Here is a 26380-nt window from a genome sequence, read left to right on the forward strand (position 1 = left end):
CTTAATCTTTAATCAATATTCAGCGCGTCATTAACCAGAGCCTGCTGCTGCTTCTGGTGTACGGACATATAACCGACTGCCGGAGAGGCAGAGGCTGGACGTCCGGCGTAACGTAAAGAAGCCCCGAACGGCACGACTTCACGGAAATTATGTTGGCTACAGTACCAGGCACCCTGGTTCAGCGGCTCTTCTTGACACCAGACGAAATCATGCACGTGAGCATATTTCTCCAGCACCGCCTGAAGGGCCTGATGCGGGAACGGGTACAGTTGCTCAATACGTACGATGGCCACGTCTTTCTGGTCGTTTTTGCGACGCTGTTCCAGCAGATCGTAATAGACCTTACCGGAGCAGAGCACCACGCGTTTGACCGCTTTCGGATCCAGATCGTCGATCTCACCAATCGCCGGCATGAAGGTGCCGTTAGCCAGTTCATCCAGAGAAGAAGTCGCCAGCGGGTGACGCAGCAGAGATTTCGGTGACATCACCACCAGCGGACGGCGCATACCGCGCAGCGCCTGACGACGCAGCATGTGGTAAACCTGGGCCGGGGTGGATGGGATACACACCTGCATATTCTGCTCAGCACACAGCTGCAGGTAACGTTCCAGACGCGCAGATGAGTGCTCTGGGCCCTGGCCTTCGTAACCGTGCGGCAGCAGCATCACCAGACCACACATACGGCCCCATTTCTGCTCGCCGGAACTGATGAACTGGTCGATGACCACCTGAGCGCCGTTAGCGAAGTCACCGAACTGCGCTTCCCAAATCGTCAAGGTGCGTGGTTCTGCGGTAGCATAGCCATATTCGAACGCCAGTACGGCTTCTTCAGACAGTACGGAGTCCCAAACTTTGAACTCGCCCTGCCCGCTGTGGACATTGGCCAGCGGCACGTAGACCGAACCGTTTTTCTGGTTATGCACCACCGCATGACGGTGGAAGAAGGTACCGCGACCGGCATCTTCACCGGAAAGGCGGATTGGAATGCCTTCGTCAACCAAAGTAGCGTAAGCCAGCGTTTCCGCTGCGCCCCAGTCGAACGCTTTACTACCTGCTGCCATCTCTGCGCGGTCACCGTAGATTTTCGCTACGCGTGATTGCATTTCGATCGCTTCCGGCGCGGTACTGATGCGACGGGCCAGTTCCTGCAGGCGCTTCATTTCAACTTTGCTTGGGTACTCTTCGTCCCATTCGTGGTTGAGGTACGGCGACCAGGTAAAGGAGTGCAGGTTCATCGGACGCCATTCTTCAACCACGCAGTCACCGCGGTCGAGCGCATCACGATACAGGTTGACCATTTCCGTGGCATCTTCCAGCGTGGCGACTTTTTGTTCAGTCAGCACGTCAGCATAAAGCTTGCGCGGCGTAGGGTGTTTTTTGATCTTCTGGTACATCACCGGCTGGGTTGCACTTGGCTCATCGGCCTCGTTATGCCCGTGGCGACGGTAGCAAACCAGATCGATCATCACGTCACGTTTGAAGGTGTTACGGAAATCCAACGCCAGACGGGTAACAAAGGCCACCGCTTCAGGATCGTCAGCATTCACGTGGAAGATCGGCGCCTGCACCATCTTGGCAATATCGGTACAATATTCGGTTGAACGCGCATCCAACGGGTTGGAGGTGGTGAAACCAACCTGGTTGTTAATCACGATACGAACCGTACCACCCACTTCATAGCCGCGAGCCTGAGACATGTTCAGCGTTTCCTGAACTACGCCCTGGCCAGTAATGGCCGCATCACCGTGGATAGTGATTGGCAGTACCATATTGCTGCGCGCTTCATCCAGACGGTCACGACGAGCACGTACAGAACCCATAACCACTGGGCTGACGATCTCCAGGTGCGACGGGTTAAACGCCAGCGCCAGGTGAACCATGCCGCCTTCGGTTTCTACGTCGGAGGAGAAGCCTTGGTGATATTTCACGTCACCGGTACCGAGGTGTTCTTTATGCTTGCCGGCAAACTCGTCGAACAGGTCGGCAGGTTTTTTACCCAGTACGTTGATCAGCACGTTCAGACGGCCGCGGTGGGCCATGCCCAATACCACTTCGCGCGTGCCATTCTTACCGGCGTGACGCACCATCTCTTTCAGCATCGGCACCAGCGCATCGCCGCCTTCCAGCGAGAAGCGCTTCGCACCCGGGAACTTGGCACCCAGGTAGCGTTCCAGGCCTTCCGCAGCGGTCAGCTCGTTCAGGAAACGGCGTTTCTCGTCGTTGGTAAAGCTGGCGTGACCCACGACCGATTCGATACGCTGCTGGATCCAGCGTTTCTCTTCGGTATTGGTGATGTGCATGTATTCAGCACCGATCGAACCGCAGTAGGTCTGCTTCAGCGCAGCATACAGGTCGCCCAATTTCATGGTTTCTTTGCCGATGGCGAAAGAACCCACGTTGAAGGTTTCCTGGAAGTCGGCTTCGGTCAGGTTATGGTAGCCAGGCTCAAGGTCAGGAACTTGCTCCCGCTGCCATAGACCGAGCGGATCGAGGTTGGCATGCTGATGTCCGCGGAAACGGAAGGCGTTAATCAGCTGCAGTACCTTGACCTGTTTGGCGTCGGTGTCTGGATCGTTGATGGTGGTGTTATAACGCGCAGAGTCTTTCGCCAGGCGGCGGAAGTAGTCACGCGTTTGAGAGTGAAGCTGATCGGGTTTTACACCCGCGGTTGGTAGCTGTTGAAAAATGGAACGCCAGCTATCTTCAACGGAGCCCGGATCGGTTAAGAAGTCTTCATAGAGCTGTTCTATGTAAGACTGGTTCGCGCCCGCCAGATAGGAGGAATCCAGCCAGGCCTTCATTGCGCCGTTCTGCATCATGATCCCTTAAGCTTTGAAGCTTTAGTTTTCGCCGTGGTTAACATAATTACCGTGATGGATACGGTTTGCCGTAGAAACGGTTCACTCGACGTACTTTTACGGTACGTTCTGCTATGGACCTCGCGGTCCCTTACAAGGAACCTCTAAAAACCGGCGGGCGAACCAGGCTGCATGCTGCCACAGCCACTGGTCAGTTTTTAGAGGCTCCCTCCTTTGCGATGTGCGCCGGAAACTGCCCGGCGCAGCATCTCATTCCACTTATGCGCCGCGTTGCAGCAACATAGACTTGATATGACCGATAGCACGCGTCGGATTCAAGCCTTTAGGGCATACACTGACACAATTCATAATGCTATGGCAGCGGAAAACACTGAAAGCGTCGTCCAGATCGTCTAAACGTTCTTCCGTTTCCGTATCACGGCTGTCGATCAGGAAGCGGTACGCCGCCAACAGGCCAGCCGGGCCAACGAATTTGTCAGGGTTCCACCAGAACGATGGGCAAGACGTCGAGCAACATGCACACAGAATGCACTCGTACAGACCATCCAGCTTGGCGCGTTGCTCCGGCGATTGCAGGTGCTCACGCGCCGGTGGGTTCTTGCCGTCGTTCTGCAGGTAAGGCTTGATCTTCTCATACTGGGTATAGAACTGACCCATATCAACGACCAGATCGCGCACGACCGGCAAACCTGGCAGCGGACGAATCACAATCTTGTTATTGCCTTTACGCAACGACGAGACCGGTGTGATACATGCCAGACCGTTTTTACCGTTCATGTTGAGGCCATCGGAACCACAGACCCCTTCACGACAAGAGCGGCGGAACGACAGGGTCGGATCTTTCTCTTTCAGCTGGATCAAGGCATCCAGCAACATCATGTCGCGACCTTCTTCCGCTTCCAGGCTGTAGTCCTGCATATGCGGAGCGTCGTCAACATCCGGATTGTAGCGATAAATTGAAAATTCGAGTTTCATCAATCGATCTCCGCAATTAGTAAGAACGCACTTTCGGCGGGAATGCCGGGCGCAGCTTCGGTTGCATGTTCACTTCACGACGCGTCATGCTTTCCGATTGCGGCTGATACAGCGAATGACACAGCCAGTTGGCATCGTCACGTTCTGGGAAGTCGAAGCGGCTATGTGCACCACGGCTCTCAGTACGGAAGTTGGCCGACACGGCGGTGGAATACGCGGTCTCCATCAGGTTATCCAACTCCAGGCATTCAATGCGTTGGGTGTTGAACTCGCTGGAGGTATCATCCAGACGTGCATTCTTCAGACGTTCACGGATCTCTTTCAGCTCTTCCAGGCCTTTCGCCATCGCATCACCTTCACGGAATACCGAGAAGTTATGCTGCATACAGGCTTGCAGTGCCTTACGGATTTCAACCGGATCTTCACCTGAACGGGTATTGTTCCAGCGGTTCAGACGATCGAGTGACGCTTCCACATCAGATTCACTGGCATCACGGCTTGCGCCCTGCTCTGCCATTGACTCCTGCAGATGCATACCGGCAGCACGACCGAACACCACCAGGTCCAGCAACGAGTTGCCACCCAGACGGTTAGCGCCATGCACGGATACGCAGGCAATTTCGCCAACGGCGAACAGGCCCGGGATCACAACATCTTCGCCTTTTTCGTTCACAGTCAGTGCCTGGCCAGTCACTTTGGTCGGAATACCGCCCATCATGTAGTGACAGGTTGGAATAACGGGAATAGGTTCTTTCACTGGATCGACGTGAGCGAAAGTACGCGACAGTTCCAGAATACCCGGCAGGCGGGATTCCAGGACTTCTTTGCCCAGGTGATCCAACTTCAGTTTGACGTGCGGGCCCCACGGACCGTCACAACCACGGCCTTCGCGGATTTCAATCATGATTGAACGAGCAACCACGTCGCGACCAGCCAGGTCTTTAGCGTTCGGCGCATAGCGCTCCATGAAACGCTCGCCGTGTTTATTCAGCAGATAACCGCCTTCGCCACGGCAACCTTCGGTCACCAAGACACCCGCGCCAGCGATGCCGGTCGGGTGGAACTGCCACATTTCCATGTCCTGCACGGGCACGCCGGCACGAATTGCCATGCCAACACCGTCACCGGTATTGATATGTGCGTTAGTGGTGGACTGGTAAATACGGCCTGCGCCGCCGGTTGCCAACACGGTAGCTTTGGCTTTGAAGTACACCACTTCACCGGTTTCAATGCAGATAGCCGTGGTACCGACGACCGCACCATCCTGGTTTTTCACCAGATCCAGCGCGTACCACTCGGAGAAGATAGTGGTGTGGTTTTTCAGGTTCTGTTGATACAGGGTATGCAACAACGCGTGACCGGTACGGTCAGCTGCCGCCGCAGTGCGGGCCGCCTGCTCGCCACCGAAGTTCAGTGACTGGCCGCCGAATGGACGCTGATAGATGCGGCCATCATCCGTACGAGAAAACGGCAGCCCCATATGTTCCAGTTCCAGAACGGCTTCAGGGCCGGTTTTACACATATATTCAATGGCGTCTTGGTCACCGATATAATCGGAGCCTTTCACCGTGTCATACATATGCCATTCCCAGTTATCTTCGTGGTTGTTACCCAGGGCTACGGTAATCCCCCCCTGTGCAGACACGGTATGGGAACGGGTCGGGAAGACTTTTGACAGCAAGGCGCAAGTAGAGCCCGCTTGAGAAATTTGCAGTGCCGCGCGCATACCTGCACCGCCTGCACCGATAACGACAGCATCAAACTCTCTGACCGGCAGTTTCATTTTACGCACCCCACACTACGATTGTTCCGTACAGTAAATAGACCAGCAACACGACAATAACCGCCAGTTGCAACACCAGACGCACCGCGACGGGTTTGACATAGTCTGTCAGTACCTGCCACAAACCGACCCAGGCGTGAACCAGAATCGACAGCAGCGTCAGTACAGTGAACACTTTCGTAATAGAGGTGGCGAAGAAACCGCGCCAGATTTCGTAGGTGAGATCCGGAGCCGTGACGAAGAAGCCCAGGATATACAGTACATACAGGATGATGACGATAGCGGAAGCACGCAGTAACAACCAGTCGTGTACGCCGTTGCGTCCTAATGCAGAAACATTGTTTACCATACGAGGACTCCAGCCAGAACTGACAGCACGACGGTCAGACCGATCGCCACCTGGGCAGAACGGGTACCGGCGGCTAAACTCTCTTCGATATAGCCAAAATCCATTAACAAATGGCGAATGCCACCGCAAATGTGATAGGCCAGTGCAGTGAGGATGCCCCAGAATATGAATTTGACAACGAAGCTATTCATGATGGCAGCAGCCTGCATGAAACCCTCTTGGGAAGAGAGAGACAGGCCCAGCAGCCAGAGGAGGATACCCACGGCAACGAAGGTAATTACGCCAGAGACTCGATGTAAGATGGACGCTATCGCAGTTACGGGAAACCGGATCGTTTGCAGATCCAGGTTGACAGGTCTTTGTTTTTTCACGTTTTTGCCCACACAGCTCTTATTATTTTCCTTCCTCCGGCCTGGGCGGGGATCAGACAGCGTTAAGAGCCAAAACCCTCACACGTCACGCGCTCAAACAACAACATCCTGTGTGCTTAAACGGCGCGTAGTTATAACGCTGGGTGCTCCTACTTCAGGGTATCCCGGAGACCTGGCGGCAGTATAGGAGGATCACATTCTGATTACAATTCCCATACAATCCCTTTGGTAACATTTCCCCCGAACAGTGATTTAGATCACGGATTTCACAATTGGCACAAAATTAATTATCTGATTTGACAAGAGATCAACAATTCCATTACATATAGGGGCACAAACGGCCCTATGACGCGCTATAGGTCAGCAGATACACTTCCCCCAGTGTTCAAGATATGCAACAGTGTATTTGGCGGAACCTATCCCAATGGCGGTTTTTGCCGTTCATATTTGCAGCACATTGCCGCAGACATAATTAAATAAGGCGTAGAAAACAGTTTATTGGGATAGGTTCAACAACCCCCGAACACGTCGTAGGTAAGATTAACAGAACATAACGAATTCCGATGAATCGTTAACAACTGGTCACCCGCCTCGTTCGCCTGGTTAGCACTCTGTACCCTACCCGCGCAATTGCGCAGTCGCTCACAGAGTTAGCGTCCGCACCATTTTTTGCGGGCAACCTGAGGAGAATTAAGGTATTTCAGTTGTTAGAGGTTTTTAAAATAAGGCGCAAAGGAGACTGTAAATGACTGATAAGAAAGCGACGCTAACCATTAACGATGGTGAAGCTCCAATCGAACTGGGCGTATTATCCCCGACACTGGGCCCCGATGTCCTTGATGTCCGCGCCCTGGGCTCCAAAGGTTATTTCACGTTTGATCCCGGCTTTACCTCTACCGCTTCCTGCGAATCCAAAATCACCTTTATCGACGGTGACAAAGGCATACTGCTGCATCGTGGCTTCCCAATCGAACAGTTGGCGAAAGAATCTTCCTATCTGGAAGTATGCTACATCCTGCTGTACGGCGAGACCCCGACTGCCGAAGAGTTTGAGACCTTCAAAACGACCGTCACCCGCCACACCATGATCCACGACCAGATCACCCATCTGTTCCGTGGTTTCCGTCGTGACTCACACCCAATGGCCGTGCTGTGCGGTGTAACAGGTGCCCTGGCGGCGTTCTACCACGATGCACTGGACGTTAACAACGAGCGCCACCGCGAAATCACCGCGTTCCGCCTGCTGTCCAAAATGCCTACCGTGGCAGCCATGTGTTACAAATATTCTCTGGGCCAGCCGTTCGTTTACCCTCGCAACGATCTGTCCTACGCCGGCAACTTCCTGCATATGATGTTCGCGACTCCGTGTGAAGAATACGTGGTGAATCCGGTGCTGGAACGCGCTATGGATCGCATCCTGATCCTGCACGCAGACCACGAGCAAAATGCGTCCACCTCAACCGTACGTACCGCAGGCTCTTCAGGCGCTAACCCGTTTGCCTGTATTGCTGCCGGTATTGCTTCACTGTGGGGACCAGCACATGGCGGTGCCAACGAAGCCGCACTGAAAATGCTGGAAGAGATCAAAACCGTTGAGCACATCCCTGAGTTCATCAAGCGTGCCAAAGACAAAAACGACTCATTCCGTCTGATGGGCTTTGGCCACCGCGTGTACAAGAACTACGACCCACGTGCCACCGTGATGCGTGAAACCTGTCACGAAGTGCTGAAAGAGCTGAACAAGAAGGACGATAACCTGTTGGAAGTGGCGATGGAGCTGGAACACATCGCGCTGAACGACCCGTACTTCATCGAGAAGAAACTGTACCCGAACGTCGACTTCTATTCAGGTATCATCCTGAAGGCGATGGGTATTCCTTCTTCCATGTTTACCGTTATCTTCGCTATCGCACGTACTATCGGCTGGATCGCACACTGGAACGAAATGCACGACGAAGGCATCAAGATTGCCCGTCCACGTCAGTTGTACACCGGTTATGCCGAACGCGACTTCACGTCCCAGCTGAAAAACAAGTAACGCCGCTTTACCCTACGTATTGCCGCTAAAATGCCGCCCCAATGGGCGGCATTTTTTTGCTATTTCTGACATCCCGGACACCAATAGAAAGGTCGGGACGACAATGAAGTACGCACGATCATCGCACCGCAACGCTCACAAGGTTCGCCACTGCGGTGAAATACTTTAAAACTGAACAGCGCACCATGGTGGCGGTTTTCATCCACCTGCCCGCGCGTTTGGTAAGACAATCGCGGCACCGCCAGTAAAGCTTCCGCCAGCCGCTGTAAAACGTCAGGCGGCAGATCTTGCGGCTTATGGTGAGGTGCCAATTCTGCCTGCCAAAGAATTTCAGCGCGCAGATAGTTGCCCAACCCCGCGAGAAAAGCTTGATCGAGCAACATGCCGCCCAGTTGTCTGCGGCGAAATTCAGACGACAAGAGTCGCAGCGCCACTGCCGCCACTGTCAGCGTCATGTCCAACACGTCAGGGCCAATGCGCTTTAAAAACGGGTGCTGTTCTATCTCTTCACGCGGTCTGACGGTAATATCCGAAGCGCTGTACAACAGAATCGCCCGCTCCGCCGTTTCAAGCCTTACACGCAGATCCCGCTTGGTTTCAGGCATCTCCCCCGCGTTTACCACCTTCCATACGCCATACAATTGGTTATGGCTATACAGCGTCAATCCGTTTGAAAAATGGGTTAACAGCGCCTTGCCACGCGGTTCAATAGCGACAATGCGTTCGCCAATTAGCTGGTTGCGATAATGTTTAAGTTGAGGGAAAGCAAAACCGACCTCGGTCAGCGGTTGGTCTAGTACCGCCGCCGCCAGCGCATCTGCCGCCCGGCGAATTTCCGGTCCTTCCGGCATATGAAAACTCCTGAATAAGCCCCGGCGCAGCAAGCCGCACCGGGGAATGACGGGTGTTAGTGTGTCGCACCGCCAACCACTTTCAAATCATGTTCCACCTGCAATGCAATGGAAATCGCCAGCTCGAGGGCAAACAACACCGTGTTCGCGGCCATGCTCGGCGCACCAGGGTGCGCCGCCGCCTGTTCCGGCAGATAAGGGATATGAATAAACCCACCCTTGATTGCCTGTTGGTCACTCAAGCGGTGCAACAAGCCGTACATCACGTGGTTGCAGACATAGGTCCCGGCCGTTTGTGACACTGAGGCCGGAATACCGGCTTCACGCATCGAGTTCACCATTGCCTTGATCGGCAACGTGCTGAAATAGGCTGCCGGCCCACTTGCAACGATCGCTTCGTCTATTGGCTGTTGCCCCTGATTATCGGGGATACGCGCATCATCGATGTTGATCGCCACCCGTTCGAGGGTTATATCGGTGCGCCCACCCGCCTGCCCGATGGCCAGCACCATCACGGGTTGTACCTCATCAATCGCGGCATTCAGCGTGTCCAACGCCGCGCCGAACACGCAGGGCAGTTGGCGCGCAATAATGCGCGCACCAGCCAACTCCATATCATTGAGTTGTTTGACCACTTCCCACGAAGGATTAACGCGTTCGCCGCCAAAGGGTTCAAAACCCGTGATCAATACCTTTTGCATGCGTTCTCCTTACAGGAACATCAGGAAATAAAGCAGGAATACGTTAACCAGCAGCAGCAGCACCCCAGTCGGTACCTGCGCTTTGATCACCGCATTCTTGTCCGGCAATTCCAATAACGCCGCCGGTACAATATTAAAGTTAGCAGCCATTGGCGTCATCAGCGTGCCGCAATAGCCGGAAAACATACCGATAGCCGCCATGACTGCCGGGTTACCCCCATGCTGTAACACCAGAATCGGAATACCGATACCTGCGGTAACAATGGGGAAAGCCGCAAAGGCATTGCCCATCACCATCGTCAGCAACGCCATACCGATAGCGTAAACCGCAACGGCAATAAAGCGATTGTCGACCGCCAGATACTCCTGGGTCAGATGAGAAATGGCCGTGCCGACACCGGCTGCGGTAAACAACAGGCCCAGCGTGGCGAGGATTTGCGGCAAAATAAACGCCCAACCGATGGAGTCCAACAGGCGACGCGCTTCCTGGATCGGTTGCAGCACTTTTTCATGCGTCATTTTCACGGCGATAACCAGGCCAAGCAAACAACCGGCGGTCATCGAGAACAGCGTAATCAAGGTTGCGTGATTGCCGCTGCCGAATACCGCGGTTTGCAGCGCAGGAATATTGTTAAACAGCAGCACACCCACGACCGTCACTACCGGGATGGCCAATGCGGGAATAAACAGCCGGTTCCCCAGGCGCTTGGCACTTTCTTCGCGCTGTTGTGGCGTACGCTGATGATAGCTACCCAGGCGTACACCGCCAAAACCGGCGATCAACGCCATGATCATGACCACCACACCGACAATGATGTGCAGCATGCGTTTCTCGTTGCTGCCTTCACCCAGCACGTCACCTAACAGACGATAAGTCCAGTCGCCAACCAGGAACACCAGGCCATACAGCGCCCAGAACAAACCTGTGGTAATGCGGCGTGGATTGGCACGATCGCGGAAAGACATCACCGCCACGATCAACAGCACGACACCGGCCAGCCAATAGAGATATTGTTGTTGGAAAGTCATTGAGCATCCCCTTTAGCCTGCAGCGCCGCCTGATTGAGTTGCGCCAATTCGGCGCTGAGCTGTTTATCCATCCGATAAAGCCGGAATGAATGGATCAGGAAAGCAAAGATGGCCGTCGGGATACCCCAAAGTGCGATATGCAATGGCTCGGTCTGAATACCACCGGACTCCAGCATAAAGTTGTGCATGAAGATAATGGCACCGAAAGCCACAAAAATATCCTCACCAAAGAACAACCCGACGTTATCCGTAGCAGCAGACATGGCACGCAGACGGTGGCGCGTACGTTCCGGCAATTCGCCGTAGCGGTTTTCTGCTGCCCCTTCAGCCATCGGCGCCAACAATGGACGCACCATTTGCGGATGCCCGCCCAGGCTGGTCAGCCCCATGGCTGCGGTGATTTCACGGACAAACAGATAGACGATCAACAACCGTCCTGCGGTGGCACTCTTGATCTTGGCGATCCACGCCTGCGCGCGTTCTTTCAACCCGTGGCGCTCCAGCAAACCAATTACCGCCAATGGCAGTAACAAGATCAGCGGCAGGTTACGGGTATTGAGGAAGCCTTCACCCAGTTTTTCCAGGATCACGTCTAGCGGCATCAGTGCCGCCAGCCCGGTGATGATGCCGGCGACAATCACCACCAGCACGGGGTTAAAGCGTAAAACAAATCCAACCACGATGGCGGCAATGCCAATCAATGGCCAGAGGTTAACGGCCTGTTCCATAGTATTCCCTCGATAATTTCTAATAGTTTTTTTGTTTGTGATGTTGTGTGTACTGCTTAACTACTCGGCGCTAACGTTGATACCTTCAACGGCAAAACGCTCGCGCAGCGTGCGCGCGTATTCCAGCGCATGTTCACCGTCGCCATGCAGGCAGACAGTTTCGGCCTGAACGGCGGCCCAGGTGCCGTCCAGCGTACGAACCCGATGATGACGAACCATTTCCAGCGTTTGTGCCAACGCCAGTTCGTCGCTGGTAATCAGCGCCCCAGCCTGGCCACGCGGCACCAGCGTGCCATCGGCCTGATAACCACGATCCGCAAAAACTTCCTGCCGTGTCTTCAGCCCCTGTTTTTGACCGGCGCGGATAAGCTCACTGCCCGCCAATCCCACTAACCGCAGCGTCGGATCTACCGCTTTAACCGCCCGGGCGATAGCCTCTGCCAGCTCCGGTTCTACCGCGGCCTGGTTGTACAACATGCCATGGGGTTTCACATGCACCATCACTCCGCCTTCAGCACGGGCAATTGCGGCAAGCGCACCAAGCTGATACACCACTTGCGCATACACCGTTTCTGGCGGCAATTGCATGCGAGTACGGCCAAAATTCTCACGATCGGGGAAGCTTGGATGCGCGCCAATGGCAACGCCGTATTGCAGTGCCCAACGCACCGACTGCCGCATGGTCTGTGCATCCCCAGCATGAAAACCGCAGGCGATATTGGCCGAGCTCACCCGTTGCAACAGCGCCTCATCGTTGGCGCAGCCTTCTCCAAGATCGGCATTCAAATCAACGATCATTTAACCCCCAGGCAATCTGTTGGATGAAGTGTTCCTGTTCCGCCTTGGCGCGTTGCGCCTCTGCTAGAGTACAGGGTACAAAGTGGATGGCTTCGCCCAGGCGAATTTGCGCCAAATGGTAAAGATCGGCTTCGATCACGCAGGCAATACGCGGATATCCCCCGGTAGTCTGCGCATCGGCCATCAGTACGATTGGCTGGCCGTTATGCGGTACCTGTACAACACCCGGTAACAGGCCATGCGACAACATTTCGCGATCGGTGGTGCGGCTCAGCACACTGCTACCATGCAGGCGATAGCCCATACGATTACTCTGCGGGCTCAGCTGCCAGGCCGTACGCCAAAATGCTTCCCGCGCCTCTTCACTGAATTCGTCATATTCCGGCCCCGGCAACGCACGGACGCGGTTGTTAAACAGCAATTGCTTTACGCCAGTGCTCTGCGGCGGCAACGAACGCCCTTGCCCCAATGGCAGGCTGTCACCATCCCGCAGGTTGCGCCCTTCCAGCCCGCCGAAAGCCGCTTTGCTATCTGTACTATGGGAGCCGAGCATTTCAGGAACCGCGATACCCCCGGCTATCGCCAGATAAGTGCGCATTCCGCGTTTCGGCATTTTCAGAACAAGCTGCTGACCCGCACTGACCGCATAGCGCCAGCCGGTCCATAAAGGCTTTCCATCCAATTGCGCATCGCAACCAGCACCGGTCAGAGCGATCCAACCTGGCTGGGTAAATTCGGCGCTAAATTGCCCAAGGGTGATTTCCAGTCCGGCGGCCTTGATGTCATTGCCCACCAGCAAGTTAGCGATCCTCAACGCGGGTTCATCGAGTGCACCGCCCTGGCTGATCCCCAGACGGCGGAAACCGTTACGGCCCAGATCCTGCACCGTGGTGTAAATACCCGCACGCAGAATCTTCAGCATACGCCCTCCTTCTGTGGCACAAACCTTACGCTATCGCCAGGACGCAGTAGGGTTGGTGGCATTTCATACGGATTAAACAACGCCAGGGGGGTTCGCCCAATCAACTGCCATCCGCCCGGAGTCACCAACGGATAAATCCCGGTCTGGCTACCGCCAATGCCTACGGAACCGGCCGCCACTGACAGCCGTGGTTCAGCACGTCGCGGCGTCGCCAATTTTTCAGGCATACCGCCCATGTAGGAAAAACCGGGTTGGAAACCGAGGAAATAGACCACGTAGGCCGCTGATGAATGACATTCCACCACCTGCTGTGCCGTCATACCGGTATGGCGCGCGACGTCATCCAGATCGGGCCCATCCTGGCCACCATAAATGACCGGAATATCCACCTGACGCGATTCAGGAACCAGGCTTTCCTTGCTGTCCCAGCCCTCTTGCAACAACCCCAGCATCGCTTCGGCGTCAGCCTTGGGCGTATTCAGCAACAGCGTAAGATTATTCATGCCCGGCACCACTTCACGTACATCGGGATGATGATTCAGTTTTTCGGCCAACGCCCAGATCCGCTGCTGGCTCGACAGCGTCACCGGCGGCGACAGTTCAAGCACTACCGCTCTTTCACCTAACAGGTAACATCGTGCTCGTTGCACCCTTTTCTCCTTATTATTATCGCGATGAAAACCCATCAGTTATGCGTGACAGCGCCCCGGCTGTCAATAGAACAACCTTTGCGAAAATAAGGGATTAGGCTATTAAAAGGATTCAGCCAGTGTATAAACCGGCTGAATCCTGAAGAGAAAAATCAGGCAGGATTCGGGATATCAATAAAGGTCACATCAAAACCATGTTGTTGAGCCAGCCATTCCCCCAGCGCCTTGATACCACCGCGCTCAGTGGCATGGTGACCAGCCGCAAAGAAATGAATGCCCATTTCCCGCGCGCTGTGAATAGTTTGCTCAGAAACTTCGCCGGTAATGAAGGCATCCACGCCAAATCGTGCCGCGCTGTCGATAAAGCCCTGACCGCCGCCGGTACACCAGGCAACGCGGCGGATATGTGCTGGCGCGTTATCGCCACAGTGCAGCACGGAACGGCCCAGACGGCTCTCGATACGTGCTTGCAGTTCAGCCCCGGTCAGCGGTTGTTCGAATTCGCCGTGTGGTACCAGGGGTTCCACTTCACCAATCACGCGAATACCCAGCAAATGTGCCAACTGCGCGTTATTGCCCAATACCGGGTGTGCGTCCAGCGGCAGGTGATAGCCATACAGGTTGATATCATTGCTCAGCAGCGTTTTCAGCCGGTTGCGCTTCATGCCGCGTATTGATGGCGCTTCGTTTTTCCAGAAATAGCCATGATGCACCACAATAGCGTCCGCCTGGTGTACCACCGCGGCATCCAGCAAGGCCTGGCACGCCGTAACGCCAGTGACAATGCGCTGCACATGCGGCCGCCCTTCCACCTGCAGGCCATTTGGCCCGTAATCCTGAAACGCGGCGGTGTTCAGTTCGCTATTGATCAACTGTTCCAGATCGAGGTTACGCATAAAGTTCTCTCTTCAATTCAAAATGTCTGCCGGTCGCCCTGTTCCATCAGGATAAATTTTACGCCCAGAGCGTTGCCCTGATCCAACTGTTGCTTAATGGTCGCGCGCACGTTTTCACCTTGCTTCAGACTGGGTTTGATATGGCTGATCACCACCGGTAAATCTTTCAGTGAACCTTCGCCGCCGCTGTACTGCGCCAGATTTTTCAGCTCTTTAAGCAACCACGCAGGCGTCAAATGCCCATACAGATTTTTATCCTCCACCTCATTGGGGTAGGACGCTTCGATGATCATCCCTTTCAGTTTTTTCTGTTCGATGAGCGGCCCCAGCACGCGCCAGGCGCTATCCAGATTGCGGGATTGCTCAAGTGCATCCGGCCCGGTATCGCCGAAAAAGGCAAAGGATCCGCTACGGTCGGACACCAGCAACATCGATGAAGGGTAACGATCATGGCTGAGCGGATACATCACGCCCGTCAATCCGGTGACCCCCAGCGTCACGCGCTGCTGCGGCCTTACCGTTTGCAAGCGGTAGGTACCCAACCGCGATCCATTGCCGGAGTCGGTAAAGTTGGGCCAGGCCTTCCAGTTAAAGTAATGGTTGCGCAGGGTCAGAATGGTATCTGCCTGGGCATAGATATTTTTCTTGCTGTCTTCCGGCGAGCCGATAATCAGCCCCGCCACATGGTCCAAATGGCCGTGACTGATAAAATAAGCGCCAATCAGCTGGCGGAATACATAGCCTTGCGGGGTATAGGGCGCAGCCAATTCAGGGGTGACTTGAGGGAAACTGCCCTTTTCCAGCCCTTTGGCAATGCCTGGCAGCAGCGAGCCGGCATCCAGCGCCAGATACTGCGACTGATTGTCGCTGCGGATCAGGTAGGAGGTCAGATTGCCGTCGCTAACCCCCCCGTCCACGCCTAATGCCACTACATCAAAGCCCGCCATCGCCAGGGCTGAATAACCGCTCAGGCACAGGGCCAGCACCTTTTTCATCATTATGTCGCTCCTTGCTGTTGCCTTAATATTCCCCGCGCTTCGCCGCTTCAAAGGCTGCCAGCGTATCCAACCGCGCCTGCTTGTGGTCGACAATCGGCAGCGGGTAATCCAGCACACGCTGCTGCTGTTCCGCCCAGCGATGGGGTTGATGGATAGCATTGTCCGGTACATCCGCCAGCTCGGGCAACCATTTACGGATAAAAGTGCCTTGCGGATCAAAACGTTCGCCCTGAGTGGTCGGGTTAAAAATGCGGAAATAGGGCGCAGCATCGGTACCGGTTGACGCCGCCCACTGCCAACCACCGTTATTGGCCGCCAGGTCGCCGTCCACCAGTTTTGACATGAAGTAACGTTCGCCAGCGCGCCAATCAACCAACAAGTCTTTCACCAGAAAGCTGGCGCTGATCATACGTAAGCGATTGTGCATCCAACCGGTTTCATTCAACTGGCGCATGGCGGCATCGACAATCGGATAGCCCGTTGCCCCCTGCTGCCACGCCTGCAAAAACTCAGGATTATTCTGCCAGCGTACCTTATCCGTCCAATCGATAAAGGGACGGTGCCTGCATAACGCAGGATAGGCCACCATCAGATGCCGATAAAACTCGCGCCAGATCAGCTCATTTAGCCAACCAAAGGCGCCGCTATCGCTGTTTTCCAATACCTGCGGGCATTCAGCACGCAGACGATTAAAGCACTGGCGCGGTGATAAGGCGCCGATGGCCAGATAAGGCGACAAACTGCTAGTGCCGGCAATGGCGGGCAGATCTCGCTGTTCAAGGTAATCTTGCACCTGTTCACGGCAAAAGGTTCGTAACCGCTGCAGCGCCGCCTCTTCCCCTGCAGGGAAATCCCCCATTGCCTCTGCCGGCGGATAATTGAATGCTTCAGGTACGGCGGTTATTGGCAGCGCGCCACCACACCGTGTTTTGGGGGCAGGCAGGGAACGAACGTCCGATTCTGTCAGGCGTTGAATAAAGGCTTTACGAAATGGCGTATAGATTTTGTACATTTCACCGCCACCGGTTTTTATGCTACCTGGCGGCAATAACAGGCTGTCATCAAAACTCTGGCAAATCACCTTCCCGGATAAACACTGCTCTAACCCTTGGTCACGGACGCGTTCGTTGATTTCGTACTGGCGATTGTAAAACAGTCTATCCACCTGTTCCTGCTCGCAGTAAGCAACCAACCAATCAACCGAGGTGGCGAAATCATCACATTGATGGTAGCCGAGCGGAATACCACGTTCGGCAAGCGCCTGCTGCACCAGCAGCAAATTGGCATGGATAAATGCCGCCTGGCGCGGTGCCATTTCGTGCTGTAACCATTGTTGCGGGGTGGCGATAAACACGGCCAACACGCGGGCGTCAGGATCGCTACAGGCGGCGTGCAGCGCTTTGTTGTCGGTAATACGCAGATCGTTACGCAACCAGACCAGATGCGTGGTCATAAAACTCCTTGTCGGTTAGTGGCCATAACGCAGGCGCAGCGCTTCGGGATAGGGTTCGAAATAACGTTGATCCGCCAGATAGCGATCGGGGTACTCAGCCATGTAATGCTTGAGCAAGGTGATCGGTGCCAGCAGCGGTTGTACACCCTGTCGATAACGATCAATCAGCTGTGCCAACTCCTGGCGCTGCGCAGAACTCAGATGGCTGCGGAAATAACCCTGCACATGCATCAGCACGTTGGTGTGGTTACGGCGCGTCGCCTTGTGCGCCAGCAGTTTCATCAAGCGACTACGGTATTCAATGGCAAACGCCTCCAGCGATTCCCATTTGTCCACGCCTGCCACAAAACGGCCCAACTCACGGTATTCTGGCTGCGAGTGCGCCAACAACGACAGCTTGTAACGGCTATGAAAGGCAATCAACCCGCCACGGGTTAGCCCTTTGCGCCACAGCATGTTCAATTCATACAGCGCATAAACGCGTTCTACAAAATTTTCCCGCAGCGTTGCATCGTTCAACCGCCCGTCTTCTTCCACCGGTAACCAGGGCATTTGCCGCAGCAGTTCGGCAGTGTACAACCCGACACCGCTTTTACGCGCGCCTTCGCCGCTATCGTCATACAGTCGAACCCGCTCCATCCCACAGCTTGGCGAGTTGGCGCAAACAATGTATCCGCACAGGTGCTGCAAAGCGGCAATGCGCTGTGAGGAAAATTGCTGCATCTGGTCGGTCACGTCGATGCTGTCGTCATTGCTGTAGCGTAATGCCACATGATGTTGTTTTTTGATCAACCGCAGTGCCGGGCGCGGGGTCGACAAACCGATCGCCATTTCCGGGCAAATCGCCTCAAAACGCACGAAGGGGGCCAGTTGTTCCACCGCAAAGGCCAGCCGTTTATGGCCACCGTCAAAGCGCACCTTCTCACCCAGCAGGCAGGCGCTGATCCCAATAGGAATTTTGTCACTCATCAATAGGCTCTCCCAGCGTTGGATGATGTTAAAAGTGTAGAGGAATTTCCCTCAGGGGACGAACCTTACCGACACAATGACTGAACGGCGCCCATAAAAAAACCCCCGCTGTGAAGCGAGGGTTTTAGGGGACGACGGCAACGATCAGTAAAAATCGCAGGACGCCAGTTCCGCCTGTTGCAGCCAGACCGGTTTATCGCTGGTTTTTGACCAAACGCGGTGCAAATAGCTGTAAAAACGTGCACGGTCGCTGCGGAACAGCATTACCGGTAAAGCCAATAAACCTGCCAGGATCACTGCGCTGCGGCGCAGGAGAATCCGATGCAATGAATAAGCGTGATAGATAGACATGCGAACCTCCTCAAAAAACGCCTGGCCGTTGATCTGTCTTGGAAACAGCACTGGCGTAAACAATTAAAACAGGACCATTTGGTAACTGGACAAAATTTTAGCGCAATTGATGAAAGTTTACTACTCATCCGACCACCTTATCGCACAAAAAATCGCAAATAATTCGTACAATCCGTAATTTTGTTACACCAAGGTTAATAATTAACTAACCATTGGTTACATTGTGGTTATTTACAGCCTGTTTACACAAACCTTCATCTTCACGCCCCCAAACAGGAGTCCAATCGCACTACGCCCCCAAAAATCGAGGCTAAAAAGCCATTTTCTGCTGTAATTTCAGCCATTTTTATACTTTTTTTACACCGGCCAACGCTATTTTTTCATCTTCTTTCTACCGCCCTCCCTACACTCGCTGTATCAAAAACTACACCTCTGGAGGTGTCCCGTGAGTATCAGCGTTATTGGTGGTGCGCTGTTGGTTCTGCTGCTGTTGGGCTATCTGGTCTATGCCCTGTTTAATGCGGAGGATTTCTGATGGCGGCTTCAGCCTTTTTATTGATTGCCAGCTTCCTGCTGGTGCTTCTGCTGCTAGCCCGTCCATTGGGCGGCTTTCTGGCGCGGTTGATCGAAGGTGAGCCACTGCCGGCACTGCGTCAGTTGGAAACGGCCGTTTGGCGCTGCTGTGGCAATACTACCGCTGAGATGAAATGGTGGCAGTACGCGCTGGCAATCATGTGGTTTAACCTGCTCGGTCTGGCTTTACTGTTCGTGCTGCTGATGACACAAGGTTCGCTGCCACTCAACCCACAGGGCTTCCCCGGCCTGTCTTGGGATCTGGCGTTCAATACCGCCGTTAGCTTTGTCACCAACACCAACTGGCAGGCCTACAGTGGTGAAAGCACACTCAGCTATTTCAGCCAGATGGCGGGATTGGCAGTGCAGAACTTCCTGTCAGCGGCGACCGGTATCGCGGTGGCGTTCGCCTTGATCCGTGCCTTCACCCGCCGTTCCAGTGCCACCATCGGTAACGCCTGGATCGACATATTCCGCGTGACACTCTATGTCTTGCTGCCAATTTCACTGCTGATTGCGCTGTTTTTCGTCAGCCAGGGCACGCTGCAAAACTTCCTGCCTTACGTGCATATCAGCACGCTGGAAGGCGCGCAGCAAACGCTGCCTATGGGGCCGGTAGCCTCACAGGAAGCGATCAAGATGCTCGGTACTAACGGCGGCGGCTTCTTTGGCGTTAACTCCGCGCACCCGTTTGAGAACCCAACGGTTCTGACCAACTTTGTGCAGATGCTGGCGATCTTCTTGATCCCCTGCGCGTTGTGTTTCGCTTTCGGCCGCGTGGCCGGAGAGAACCGCCAGGGCCACGCGTTGATCTGGGCTATGGCGCTGATCTTTGTCGTCGCTGTGGTCGTGGTGATGTTTGCCGAATTGGCGGGTAACCCGCATTTGAGCGCATTGGGCAGCGATAGCAACATCAACATGGAAGGCAAAGAATCACGCTTTGGCATTCTCGCCACCAGCCTGTTCTCGGTGGTGACGACTGCGGCCTCCTGCGGTGCAGTCAACGCCATGCATGACTCCTTCACTGCGCTGGGTGGCATGGTGCCCATGTGGCTGATGCAAATTGGTGAAGTGGTGTTTGGCGGCGTCGGCTCTGGCCTGTACGGCATGCTGCTGTTCGTCCTGCTGACCGTCTTTATTGCCGGCTTGATGATTGGCCGTACCCCCGAATACCTGGGCAAAAAGATTGATGTCTATGACATGAAAATGACCGCGCTGGCGATTTTGGTGACACCGACGCTGGTGCTGTTGGGCACGGCGTTGGCTATCGCCACCGACGCAGGACGCGCCGGTATCCTGAATCCAGGTGCACACGGTTTTAGCGAAGTGCTGTACGCCGTGTCGTCCGCAGCCAACAACAACGGCAGCGCCTTTGCCGGGCTGAGCGTCAACACCCCGTTCTACAACCTGCTGCTGGCCTTTGCCATGTTCGTCGGCCGTTTTGGGGTGATCCTCCCTGTCCTGGCGATTGCCGGTTCGCTGTGCGCGAAGAAACGTCAGCCGGCGGGTAACGGTACTCTGCCAACCTACGGGCCACTGTTTATTGGCCTGCTGATCGGCACCGTATTGCTGGTGGGCGCTTTAACCTTCGTACCGGCGTTGGCGCTGGGACCGGTGGCAGAGCATTTGCAGCTTTGGCTGGCTAAATAACAGAGCTCATAGAGAGAGAAGAAGAGATGACTCGCAAACAACGCGCGCTGTTTGAACCGGCATTGGTCCGTACCGCGCTGATCGATGCGCTGAAAAAACTGGATCCGCGCACTCAATGGCGTAATCCGGTGATGTTCGTGGTGTATATAGGCAGCATCCTGACCACGGTTATCTGGTTAGCGATCCTCACCAAACAGACCGAGGGTAGCGCGGCCTTTACCGGCAGCATTGCCCTGTGGCTGTGGTTCACCGTGCTGTTCGCCAACTTTGCCGAAGCGCTGGCCGAAGGGCGCAGCAAGGCCCAGGCAGAGAGCCTGAGAGGCACCAAGAAAACCAGCTGGGCGAAGAAACTGGCCGCGCCGCGCCGTGATGGCGTGACCGAGAAAGTTTCCGCCGAGAGTCTGCGAAAAGGCGACATCGTCCTGGTTGAGGCCGGTGACACCATTCCGTGTGACGGTGAAGTGCTGGAAGGCGGTGCCTCGGTCGATGAAAGCGCCATTACCGGTGAGTCTGCCCCGGTGATCCGTGAATCCGGCGGTGACTTCTCCTCGGTGACCGGCGGTACCCGCGTGCTGTCCGACTGGCTGGTGATACAGTGCAGCGTCAACCCAGGCGAAACCTTCCTCGACAGGATGATCGCCATGGTGGAGGGCGCCAAACGCCGCAAAACCCCGAACGAAGTGGCACTGACTATTTTGTTGGTCGCGCTGACCATTGTGTTCGTACTGGCGACGGCCACGCTGTTCCCGTTTTCGCAATACAGCGTGGAAGCCGCCAACGGAGGATCTGTCGTCACCATCACCGTACTGGTGGCACTGCTGGTCTGTCTGATCCCTACAACCATTGGCGGCCTGCTGTCTGCCATCGGCGTGGCGGGGATGAGTCGGATGCTGGGTGCTAACGTCATCGCTACCAGCGGCCGTGCGGTAGAAGCCGCCGGTGACGTGGACGTGTTGCTGCTGGATAAAACCGGCACCATTACGTTGGGTAACCGCCAGGCTTCCGAGTTCCTGCCGGCTCCCGGGGTTAAAGAACAGGAACTGGCCGATGCCGCACAGCTGTCTTCACTGGCCGATGAAACGCCGGAAGGCCGCAGCATTGTAGTGCTGGCCAAACAGCGCTTTAACCTGCGTGAACGCGACCTGCAGGCGCTGAATGCTTCCTTTGTGCCTTTCTCCGCCCAGACGCGTATGAGCGGCGTGAACGTGCAGGACCGCATGATCCGTAAAGGGGCTGTGGATGCCATCCGTCGCCACGTGGAATCCAATCAGGGCCACTTCCCACAGGCGGTGGACGATTTGGTCGCCAGCGTGGCACGTACCGGCGGTACACCGCTGGTCGTAGCCGAAGGCCCACGCGTGCTGGGGGTGGTCGCACTGAAAGATATCGTCAAGGGCGGTATCAAAGAACGCTTCGCCGAACTGCGCAAAATGGGCATCAAAACGGTAATGATCACCGGTGATAACCCGCTCACCGCAGCAGCCATCGCCGCCGAGGCCGGGGTGGATGACTTTCTGTCAGAAGCAACACCGGAAGCCAAGCTGGCGTTGATTCGCCAATATCAGGCAGAAGGACGCCTGGTCGCGATGACCGGCGACGGTACCAACGACGCTCCTGCGCTGGCACAGGCCGATGTCGCGGTGGCGATGAACTCCGGTACCCAAGCCGCCAAGGAAGCGGGCAACATGGTGGATCTGGACTCCAATCCGACCAAGCTGATTGAAGTCGTGCACATCGGTAAACAAATGCTGATGACGCGTGGCTCACTGACGACGTTCAGCATCGCCAACGACGTAGCGAAGTATTTTGCCATTATTCCGGCGGCGTTCGCGGCAACCTATCCGCAGTTGAACGCGCTAAACGTGATGCACCTGCACTCCCCTGCCTCCGCCATTATGTCGGCGGTTATTTTCAACGCCTTGGTGATTGTGTTCCTGATCCCACTGGCGTTGAAAGGGGTGAGCTACAAGCCGATGAGTGCAGCCGCACTGCTGCGTCGCAACTTGTGGATCTACGGTGTCGGTGGTCTGTTAGTGCCCTTTGTCGGCATCAAGTTGATAGACCTGATCCTGGTTGCTTTGCACATTGCCGGTTAATCATTGAGAGGAAATAACCATGTCTTACTTACGTCCATCGCTGGTGATGTTAGTCCTGCTGACGTTGATTACCGGTATCGCTTATCCGCTGTTGACGACCGGGCTGTCACAGTTACTGTTTTCTCATGCAGCCAACGGCTCTTTGCTGCATCAGGGCGATAAAGTGATAGGTTCGGCGCTGATCGGCCAAAACTTCACTAAACCGGCGTATTTCTGGGGGCGCCCTTCTGCTACCGGTGATTCGGCCTATAATGCCATGGCGTCTGCCGGCAGCAACCTGGCTGCCACCAACCCGGCACTGGATAAAGCCATCGCCGAACGCGCGGCCCAATTGCGCCAGGCCAACCCAGCGATGAAAGGCCCGATCCCTGTCGACCTGCTGACCGCGTCGGGCAGCGGGTTGGATCCGCAGATTTCACTTGCGGCGGCACAATACCAACTGGCCCGTGTTGCTGCGGCACGCCAATTGGCACCGGAGCAAATCGCGAAACTGATTGATGAAAGCACCGATCAGGCGACCCCCAATTTTATGGGCGAGTCGGTGGTAAACGTGCTGAAATTGAACCTGGCACTCGACGCATTGAAATAATGCTTCACGTGCGAGTGACAGGATAAGTATCGGGTTCGGCGTGCCGAACCCGCTTTACGTTGCTGCAAAAGGAACTCCGATGGTGGATGAGGAACAACAGCGTCCAGACCCAGACAGCCTGCTGGCACTGGCCAATGAAAAACCACGCGGTCGGCTGAAGGTATTTTTCGGTGCCTGTGCCGGCGTAGGCAAAACTTACGCCATGCTGCAAGAGGCGCAGCGGCTGCGTGGCCAAGGGTTAAACGTGCTGGTGGGCGTGGTCGAAACTCACGGTCGCAGCGAAACCGCTGCGCTACTGAATGGGTTAGATGTGTTAGCGCAAAAGCGCATCCAATATCGCGGCAGGTTAGTGCAGGAGTTTGATCTCGACGCCGCGCTCGCACGTCACCCTGCTCTGATCCTGATGGATGAACTGGCGCACAGCAACGCCCAGGGGTCACGCCACCCGAAACGCTGGCAGGACGTGGAAGAGCTGCTGGACGCGGGCATCGACGTGCTCACCACCGTCAACGTACAACACCTGGAAAGCCTAAACGACGTGGTTGGCGGCGTGACCGGGGTGCGAGTACGCGAAACGGTGCCCGATCATGTCTTCGACGAAGCCACCGAAGTGGTATTGGTTGACTTGCCCCCCGACGATCTGCGCCAGCGCCTGAACGAAGGCAAAGTGTATATCCCCGGTCAGGCCGAACGTGCCATCGAGCACTTTTTCCGTAAGGGCAATTTGATTGCCCTGCGTGAACTGGCGCTGCGCCGCACTGCCGATCGGGTCGATGACCAAATGCGCGCCTTCCGCGATACTCAAGGCCGTGAACGTGTGTGGCATACCCGTGACAGCATATTGCTGTGCGTCGGTCATAACAGCGGTAACGAAAAACTGGTGCGCATCGCCGCTCGCCTGGCAGCCAGACTGGGTTGTCACTGGCACGCAGTTTACGTGGAAACGCCAAAGTTGCACCGTCTGCCGGAGAATCAACGCCGGGCAATACTGCGGGCGCTGCGGCTGGCACAGGAACTGGGTGCCGAGACCGCCACGCTGTCCGAACCCTATGAAGAACGTGCGGTGCTGCGCTATGCCCGTGAGCACAATCTGGGCAAAATCATTATTGGCCGTCGCAGCGAGCAACGCTGGAAACTGCGCGGCAGCTTTGCCGACCGTCTCGGCCGGCTGGGGCCGGATCTGGATCTGGTGATCGTCGCGTTGGAAAACGATCCCCCCGTAGCGCCGGGGAAAGAGCATGATAACCGTAACTTTACCGAAAAGTGGCGCATGCAATTGCGCGGCTGCGCCGTGGCGGTCGCACTCTGTGCCCTGATTACCCTGCTCTCTCAATGGTTGCTGCCTGGCTTTGACCAAGCCAACCTGGTGATGGTGTATCTGCTCGGGGTCGCAATCGTCGCGTTGTTCTTCGGCCGCTGGCCCTCGGTTCTGGCCGCTGTGATTAACGTCGCCAGCTTCGATCTGTTCTTCGTCCAGCCGGAATGGTCGTTTGCCGTCAGTGACATGCAGTATCTGCTGACCTTCGGCGTGATGCTGATCGTTGGCATCACCATCGGTAACCTGACCGCGGGCGTGCGCTATCAGGCGCGTGTCGCGCGTTATCGCGAACAGCGTGCTCGACACCTGTATGAGATTTCTCGAGGGCTGAGCCAGGCGCTGACCGCCGAAGACATCGCCAAAACCAGTCGCCATTTCCTCTCCAGTAGCTTCCAGGCCAAAACCGTGTTGTTGCTCCCGCAGGAGGACGGCAAGTTACAGCAAATGGTCGGGGAAACCGGCGGATTATTATCAGTGGATGAAGCTATCGCACGCTGGAGTTTTGATAAGGGCATGCCTGCCGGCGCCGGTACCGACACTCTGCCCGGCGTCCCCTATCAGCTGCTGCCGTTAGCCACGTCGAAACAAACCTTTGGCTTATTGGCCATCGAACCCAGCAACCTGCGCCAACTGATGGTGCCGGAACAACAGCGGCTGCTGCAGACCTTTGCCGTACTAATCGCCAGTGCGCTGGAACGTTTGCATTTGGCACGCAGTGCCGAGGAAGCCAAACTGGATGCCGAGCGCGAGCAACTGCGTAACTCGCTCTTGGCGGCCCTGTCCCATGATTTACGCACCCCGCTGACGGTACTGTTTGGCCAGGCGGAAATTCTGACGCTCGATTTAGCGGCAGAAGGTTCCAATCATGCCCCCCAGGCCAGTCAAATCCGCCAACAGGTGCTGAGCACGACACGGCTGGTGAACAACCTATTGGACATGGCTCGCATTCAATCGGGTGGCTTCAACCTGCGTAAAGAGTGGCAGTCACTGGAAGAGATCGTCGGCGCATCGCTGCATATGCTGGAACCCTTGATGACCCAGCATCAAATCAAGGTTGAGCTGCCGCCAGAGCAGATATTGGTCAACTGCGATGGCAGCCTGTTGGAACGGGTGTTCACTAACCTGTTGGAAAATGCCAATAAATATGCCGGCTACGATGCTACTATCGGAATTCGTGCCCATACTCTGCCTGAATGGCTGGAAGTCGAAGTCTGGGACAATGGCCCGGGAATTCCCGAAGGGAAAAAACAGCTTATTTTCGATAAGTTTTCCCGCGGCAATAAAGAGTCTGCAATCCCCGGTGTGGGTTTGGGGTTAGCGATTTGCCGTGCCATTATTGAAGTACACGGTGGCCGCATCTGGGCAGAAAACGGGGCCAACGGCGGGGCCAGTTTCCGCTTTGTGCTACCGCTGGAAAAGCCACCGGAAATAGACAATGAAGCCTTTGATCTTTAATCAAGCCCCGGGAGTCTT

At 55.5% G+C, this 26380-nt stretch carries 23 protein-coding genes; 6 read left to right on the forward strand and 17 right to left on the reverse strand.

The window, feature by feature from the left end:
- Positions 1–8 precede the first annotated feature (8 nt).
- The 5 genes from sucA to sdhC all read right to left on the reverse strand — a co-directional run bounded on the left by sucA (position 9) and on the right by sdhC (position 6309).
- A complete protein-coding gene (sucA, locus tag ACI2J2_RS11775) occupies positions 9–2816 on the reverse strand; it encodes a 2-oxoglutarate dehydrogenase E1 component (RefSeq protein ID WP_265554873.1) in 2808 nt (935 codons plus the stop codon).
- Positions 2817–3077: 261 nt separating this feature from the next.
- Positions 3078–3794: a succinate dehydrogenase iron-sulfur subunit gene (locus ACI2J2_RS11780; RefSeq protein WP_209636262.1), complete on the reverse strand. Its 717-nt coding sequence runs from the start codon at positions 3792–3794 to the stop codon at positions 3078–3080.
- A gap of 16 nt (positions 3795–3810) precedes the next feature.
- Positions 3811–5577, reverse strand: coding sequence for a succinate dehydrogenase flavoprotein subunit (gene sdhA / locus ACI2J2_RS11785; protein WP_209636264.1), 1767 nt, complete (start codon positions 5575–5577; stop codon positions 3811–3813).
- 1 nt (position 5578) lies between these two features.
- Positions 5579–5926 carry a succinate dehydrogenase membrane anchor subunit gene (sdhD, locus tag ACI2J2_RS11790; protein WP_404760152.1) on the reverse strand — a complete coding sequence of 116 codons (348 nt, stop codon included), beginning with the start codon at positions 5924–5926 and terminating at the stop codon, positions 5579–5581.
- The gene (gene sdhC / locus ACI2J2_RS11795; protein WP_020825671.1) at positions 5920–6309 is read right to left on the reverse strand and encodes a succinate dehydrogenase cytochrome b556 subunit; all 390 of its coding nucleotides are present in this window, start codon (positions 6307–6309) and stop codon (positions 5920–5922) included. Before sdhC ends, sdhD begins: the two co-directional genes overlap by 7 nt.
- A 733-nt stretch (positions 6310–7042) precedes the next feature.
- Here sdhC and ACI2J2_RS11800 point away from each other — a divergent pair.
- Positions 7043–8335 carry a citrate synthase gene (locus tag ACI2J2_RS11800; RefSeq protein ID WP_209636268.1) on the forward strand — a complete coding sequence of 431 codons (1293 nt, stop codon included), beginning with the start codon at positions 7043–7045 and terminating at the stop codon, positions 8333–8335.
- Positions 8336–8394: 59 nt separating this feature from the next.
- Here the strand turns inward: ACI2J2_RS11800 and nei are convergent, their stop codons facing one another.
- The 12 genes from nei to ACI2J2_RS11860 form a co-directional block, all read right to left on the reverse strand.
- Positions 8395–9186, reverse strand: a complete 792-nt coding sequence (gene nei / locus ACI2J2_RS11805) for an endonuclease VIII (RefSeq protein WP_404760153.1) — start codon at positions 9184–9186, stop codon at positions 8395–8397.
- 56 nt (positions 9187–9242) lie between these two features.
- Positions 9243–9887, reverse strand: coding sequence for a pyroglutamyl-peptidase I (gene pcp / locus ACI2J2_RS11810; protein WP_404760154.1), 645 nt, complete (start codon positions 9885–9887; stop codon positions 9243–9245).
- Positions 9888–9896: 9 nt separating this feature from the next.
- Positions 9897–10916 carry a DUF979 domain-containing protein gene (locus tag ACI2J2_RS11815; protein WP_404760155.1) on the reverse strand — a complete coding sequence of 340 codons (1020 nt, stop codon included), beginning with the start codon at positions 10914–10916 and terminating at the stop codon, positions 9897–9899.
- Entirely contained in the window at positions 10913–11644 is a 732-nt protein-coding gene (locus tag ACI2J2_RS11820; RefSeq protein ID WP_209636277.1) for a DUF969 domain-containing protein, read from the reverse strand. The genes ACI2J2_RS11815 and ACI2J2_RS11820 overlap by 4 nt, the downstream gene beginning before the upstream one ends.
- A gap of 60 nt (positions 11645–11704) precedes the next feature.
- Positions 11705–12442 (reverse strand): 5-oxoprolinase subunit PxpA, encoded by a 738-nt coding sequence (pxpA, locus tag ACI2J2_RS11825; RefSeq protein ID WP_265554375.1) that lies wholly within the window; start codon positions 12440–12442, stop codon positions 11705–11707.
- Positions 12432–13364: a 5-oxoprolinase subunit PxpC gene (gene pxpC / locus ACI2J2_RS11830; protein WP_265554377.1), complete on the reverse strand. Its 933-nt coding sequence runs from the start codon at positions 13362–13364 to the stop codon at positions 12432–12434. The genes pxpA and pxpC overlap by 11 nt, the downstream gene beginning before the upstream one ends.
- Entirely contained in the window at positions 13358–14014 is a 657-nt protein-coding gene (gene pxpB, locus ACI2J2_RS11835; protein ID WP_265554379.1) for a 5-oxoprolinase subunit PxpB, read from the reverse strand. The genes pxpC and pxpB overlap by 7 nt, the downstream gene beginning before the upstream one ends.
- A gap of 152 nt (positions 14015–14166) precedes the next feature.
- Complete coding sequence (locus ACI2J2_RS11840; protein ID WP_265554381.1) at positions 14167–14910, reverse strand: type 2 GTP cyclohydrolase I; 744 nt, start codon at positions 14908–14910, stop codon at positions 14167–14169.
- A 17-nt stretch (positions 14911–14927) separates the two neighbouring features.
- Positions 14928–15908: an MBL fold metallo-hydrolase gene (locus tag ACI2J2_RS11845; protein WP_265554383.1), complete on the reverse strand. Its 981-nt coding sequence runs from the start codon at positions 15906–15908 to the stop codon at positions 14928–14930.
- 22 nt (positions 15909–15930) lie between these two features.
- Positions 15931–17361: a deoxyribodipyrimidine photo-lyase gene (gene phrB / locus ACI2J2_RS11850; protein WP_265554385.1), complete on the reverse strand. Its 1431-nt coding sequence runs from the start codon at positions 17359–17361 to the stop codon at positions 15931–15933.
- A 15-nt stretch (positions 17362–17376) separates the two neighbouring features.
- Entirely contained in the window at positions 17377–18330 is a 954-nt protein-coding gene (locus ACI2J2_RS11855) for a 2-thiouracil desulfurase family protein (RefSeq protein ID WP_209636292.1), read from the reverse strand.
- 144 nt (positions 18331–18474) lie between these two features.
- Entirely contained in the window at positions 18475–18681 is a 207-nt protein-coding gene (locus ACI2J2_RS11860; protein ID WP_209636294.1) for a YbfA family protein, read from the reverse strand.
- A gap of 445 nt (positions 18682–19126) precedes the next feature.
- Here ACI2J2_RS11860 and ACI2J2_RS11865 point away from each other — a divergent pair, with 445 nt between their 5' ends.
- The 5 genes from ACI2J2_RS11865 to kdpD all read left to right on the forward strand — a co-directional run bounded on the left by ACI2J2_RS11865 (position 19127) and on the right by kdpD (position 26362).
- Positions 19127–19216 (forward strand): K(+)-transporting ATPase subunit F, encoded by a 90-nt coding sequence (locus ACI2J2_RS11865; RefSeq protein ID WP_004949718.1) that lies wholly within the window; start codon positions 19127–19129, stop codon positions 19214–19216.
- On the forward strand, positions 19216–20904 hold the full coding sequence (kdpA, locus tag ACI2J2_RS11870; protein ID WP_265554389.1) for a potassium-transporting ATPase subunit KdpA: 1689 nt from the start codon (positions 19216–19218) through the stop codon (positions 20902–20904). The genes ACI2J2_RS11865 and kdpA overlap by 1 nt, the downstream gene beginning before the upstream one ends.
- Positions 20905–20930: 26 nt before the next feature.
- Positions 20931–23000, forward strand: a complete 2070-nt coding sequence (gene kdpB / locus ACI2J2_RS11875) for a potassium-transporting ATPase subunit KdpB (RefSeq protein WP_209636298.1) — start codon at positions 20931–20933, stop codon at positions 22998–23000.
- A gap of 19 nt (positions 23001–23019) precedes the next feature.
- Complete coding sequence (gene kdpC / locus ACI2J2_RS11880; protein ID WP_209636300.1) at positions 23020–23589, forward strand: potassium-transporting ATPase subunit KdpC; 570 nt, start codon at positions 23020–23022, stop codon at positions 23587–23589.
- A 79-nt stretch (positions 23590–23668) separates the two neighbouring features.
- On the forward strand, positions 23669–26362 hold the full coding sequence (gene kdpD, locus ACI2J2_RS11885; protein ID WP_265554393.1) for a two-component system sensor histidine kinase KdpD: 2694 nt from the start codon (positions 23669–23671) through the stop codon (positions 26360–26362).
- Positions 26363–26380: the final 18 nt, after the last annotated feature.

Origin of the sequence: Serratia sp. NPDC087055 (assembly GCF_044900985.1) — a bacterium.
Classification (GTDB): Bacteria; Pseudomonadota; Gammaproteobacteria; order Enterobacterales; family Enterobacteriaceae; genus Serratia.

Coding starts and splice junctions, on each gene's coding strand:
- sucA (WP_265554873.1), bottom strand. CDS start 2,816: ATGCAGAACGGCGCAATGAAGGCCTGGCTGGATTCCTCCTATCTGGCG.
- ACI2J2_RS11780 (WP_209636262.1), bottom strand. CDS start 3,794: ATGAAACTCGAATTTTCAATTTATCGCTACAATCCGGATGTTGACGAC.
- sdhA (WP_209636264.1), bottom strand. CDS start 5,577: ATGAAACTGCCGGTCAGAGAGTTTGATGCTGTCGTTATCGGTGCAGGC.
- sdhD (WP_404760152.1), bottom strand. CDS start 5,926: ATGGTAAACAATGTTTCTGCATTAGGACGCAACGGCGTACACGACTGG.
- ACI2J2_RS11800 (WP_209636268.1), top strand. CDS start 7,043: ATGACTGATAAGAAAGCGACGCTAACCATTAACGATGGTGAAGCTCCA.
- nei (WP_404760153.1), bottom strand. CDS start 9,186: ATGCCGGAAGGACCGGAAATTCGCCGGGCGGCAGATGCGCTGGCGGCG.
- pcp (WP_404760154.1), bottom strand. CDS start 9,887: ATGCAAAAGGTATTGATCACGGGTTTTGAACCCTTTGGCGGCGAACGC.
- ACI2J2_RS11815 (WP_404760155.1), bottom strand. CDS start 10,916: ATGACTTTCCAACAACAATATCTCTATTGGCTGGCCGGTGTCGTGCTG.
- ACI2J2_RS11820 (WP_209636277.1), bottom strand. CDS start 11,644: ATGGAACAGGCCGTTAACCTCTGGCCATTGATTGGCATTGCCGCCATC.
- pxpA (WP_265554375.1), bottom strand. CDS start 12,442: ATGATCGTTGATTTGAATGCCGATCTTGGAGAAGGCTGCGCCAACGAT.
- pxpC (WP_265554377.1), bottom strand. CDS start 13,364: ATGCTGAAGATTCTGCGTGCGGGTATTTACACCACGGTGCAGGATCTG.
- ACI2J2_RS11840 (WP_265554381.1), bottom strand. CDS start 14,910: ATGCGTAACCTCGATCTGGAACAGTTGATCAATAGCGAACTGAACACC.
- ACI2J2_RS11845 (WP_265554383.1), bottom strand. CDS start 15,908: ATGATGAAAAAGGTGCTGGCCCTGTGCCTGAGCGGTTATTCAGCCCTG.
- phrB (WP_265554385.1), bottom strand. CDS start 17,361: ATGACCACGCATCTGGTCTGGTTGCGTAACGATCTGCGTATTACCGAC.
- ACI2J2_RS11855 (WP_209636292.1), bottom strand. CDS start 18,330: ATGAGTGACAAAATTCCTATTGGGATCAGCGCCTGCCTGCTGGGTGAG.
- ACI2J2_RS11860 (WP_209636294.1), bottom strand. CDS start 18,681: ATGTCTATCTATCACGCTTATTCATTGCATCGGATTCTCCTGCGCCGC.
- kdpA (WP_265554389.1), top strand. CDS start 19,216: ATGGCGGCTTCAGCCTTTTTATTGATTGCCAGCTTCCTGCTGGTGCTT.
- kdpB (WP_209636298.1), top strand. CDS start 20,931: ATGACTCGCAAACAACGCGCGCTGTTTGAACCGGCATTGGTCCGTACC.
- kdpC (WP_209636300.1), top strand. CDS start 23,020: ATGTCTTACTTACGTCCATCGCTGGTGATGTTAGTCCTGCTGACGTTG.
- kdpD (WP_265554393.1), top strand. CDS start 23,669: ATGGTGGATGAGGAACAACAGCGTCCAGACCCAGACAGCCTGCTGGCA.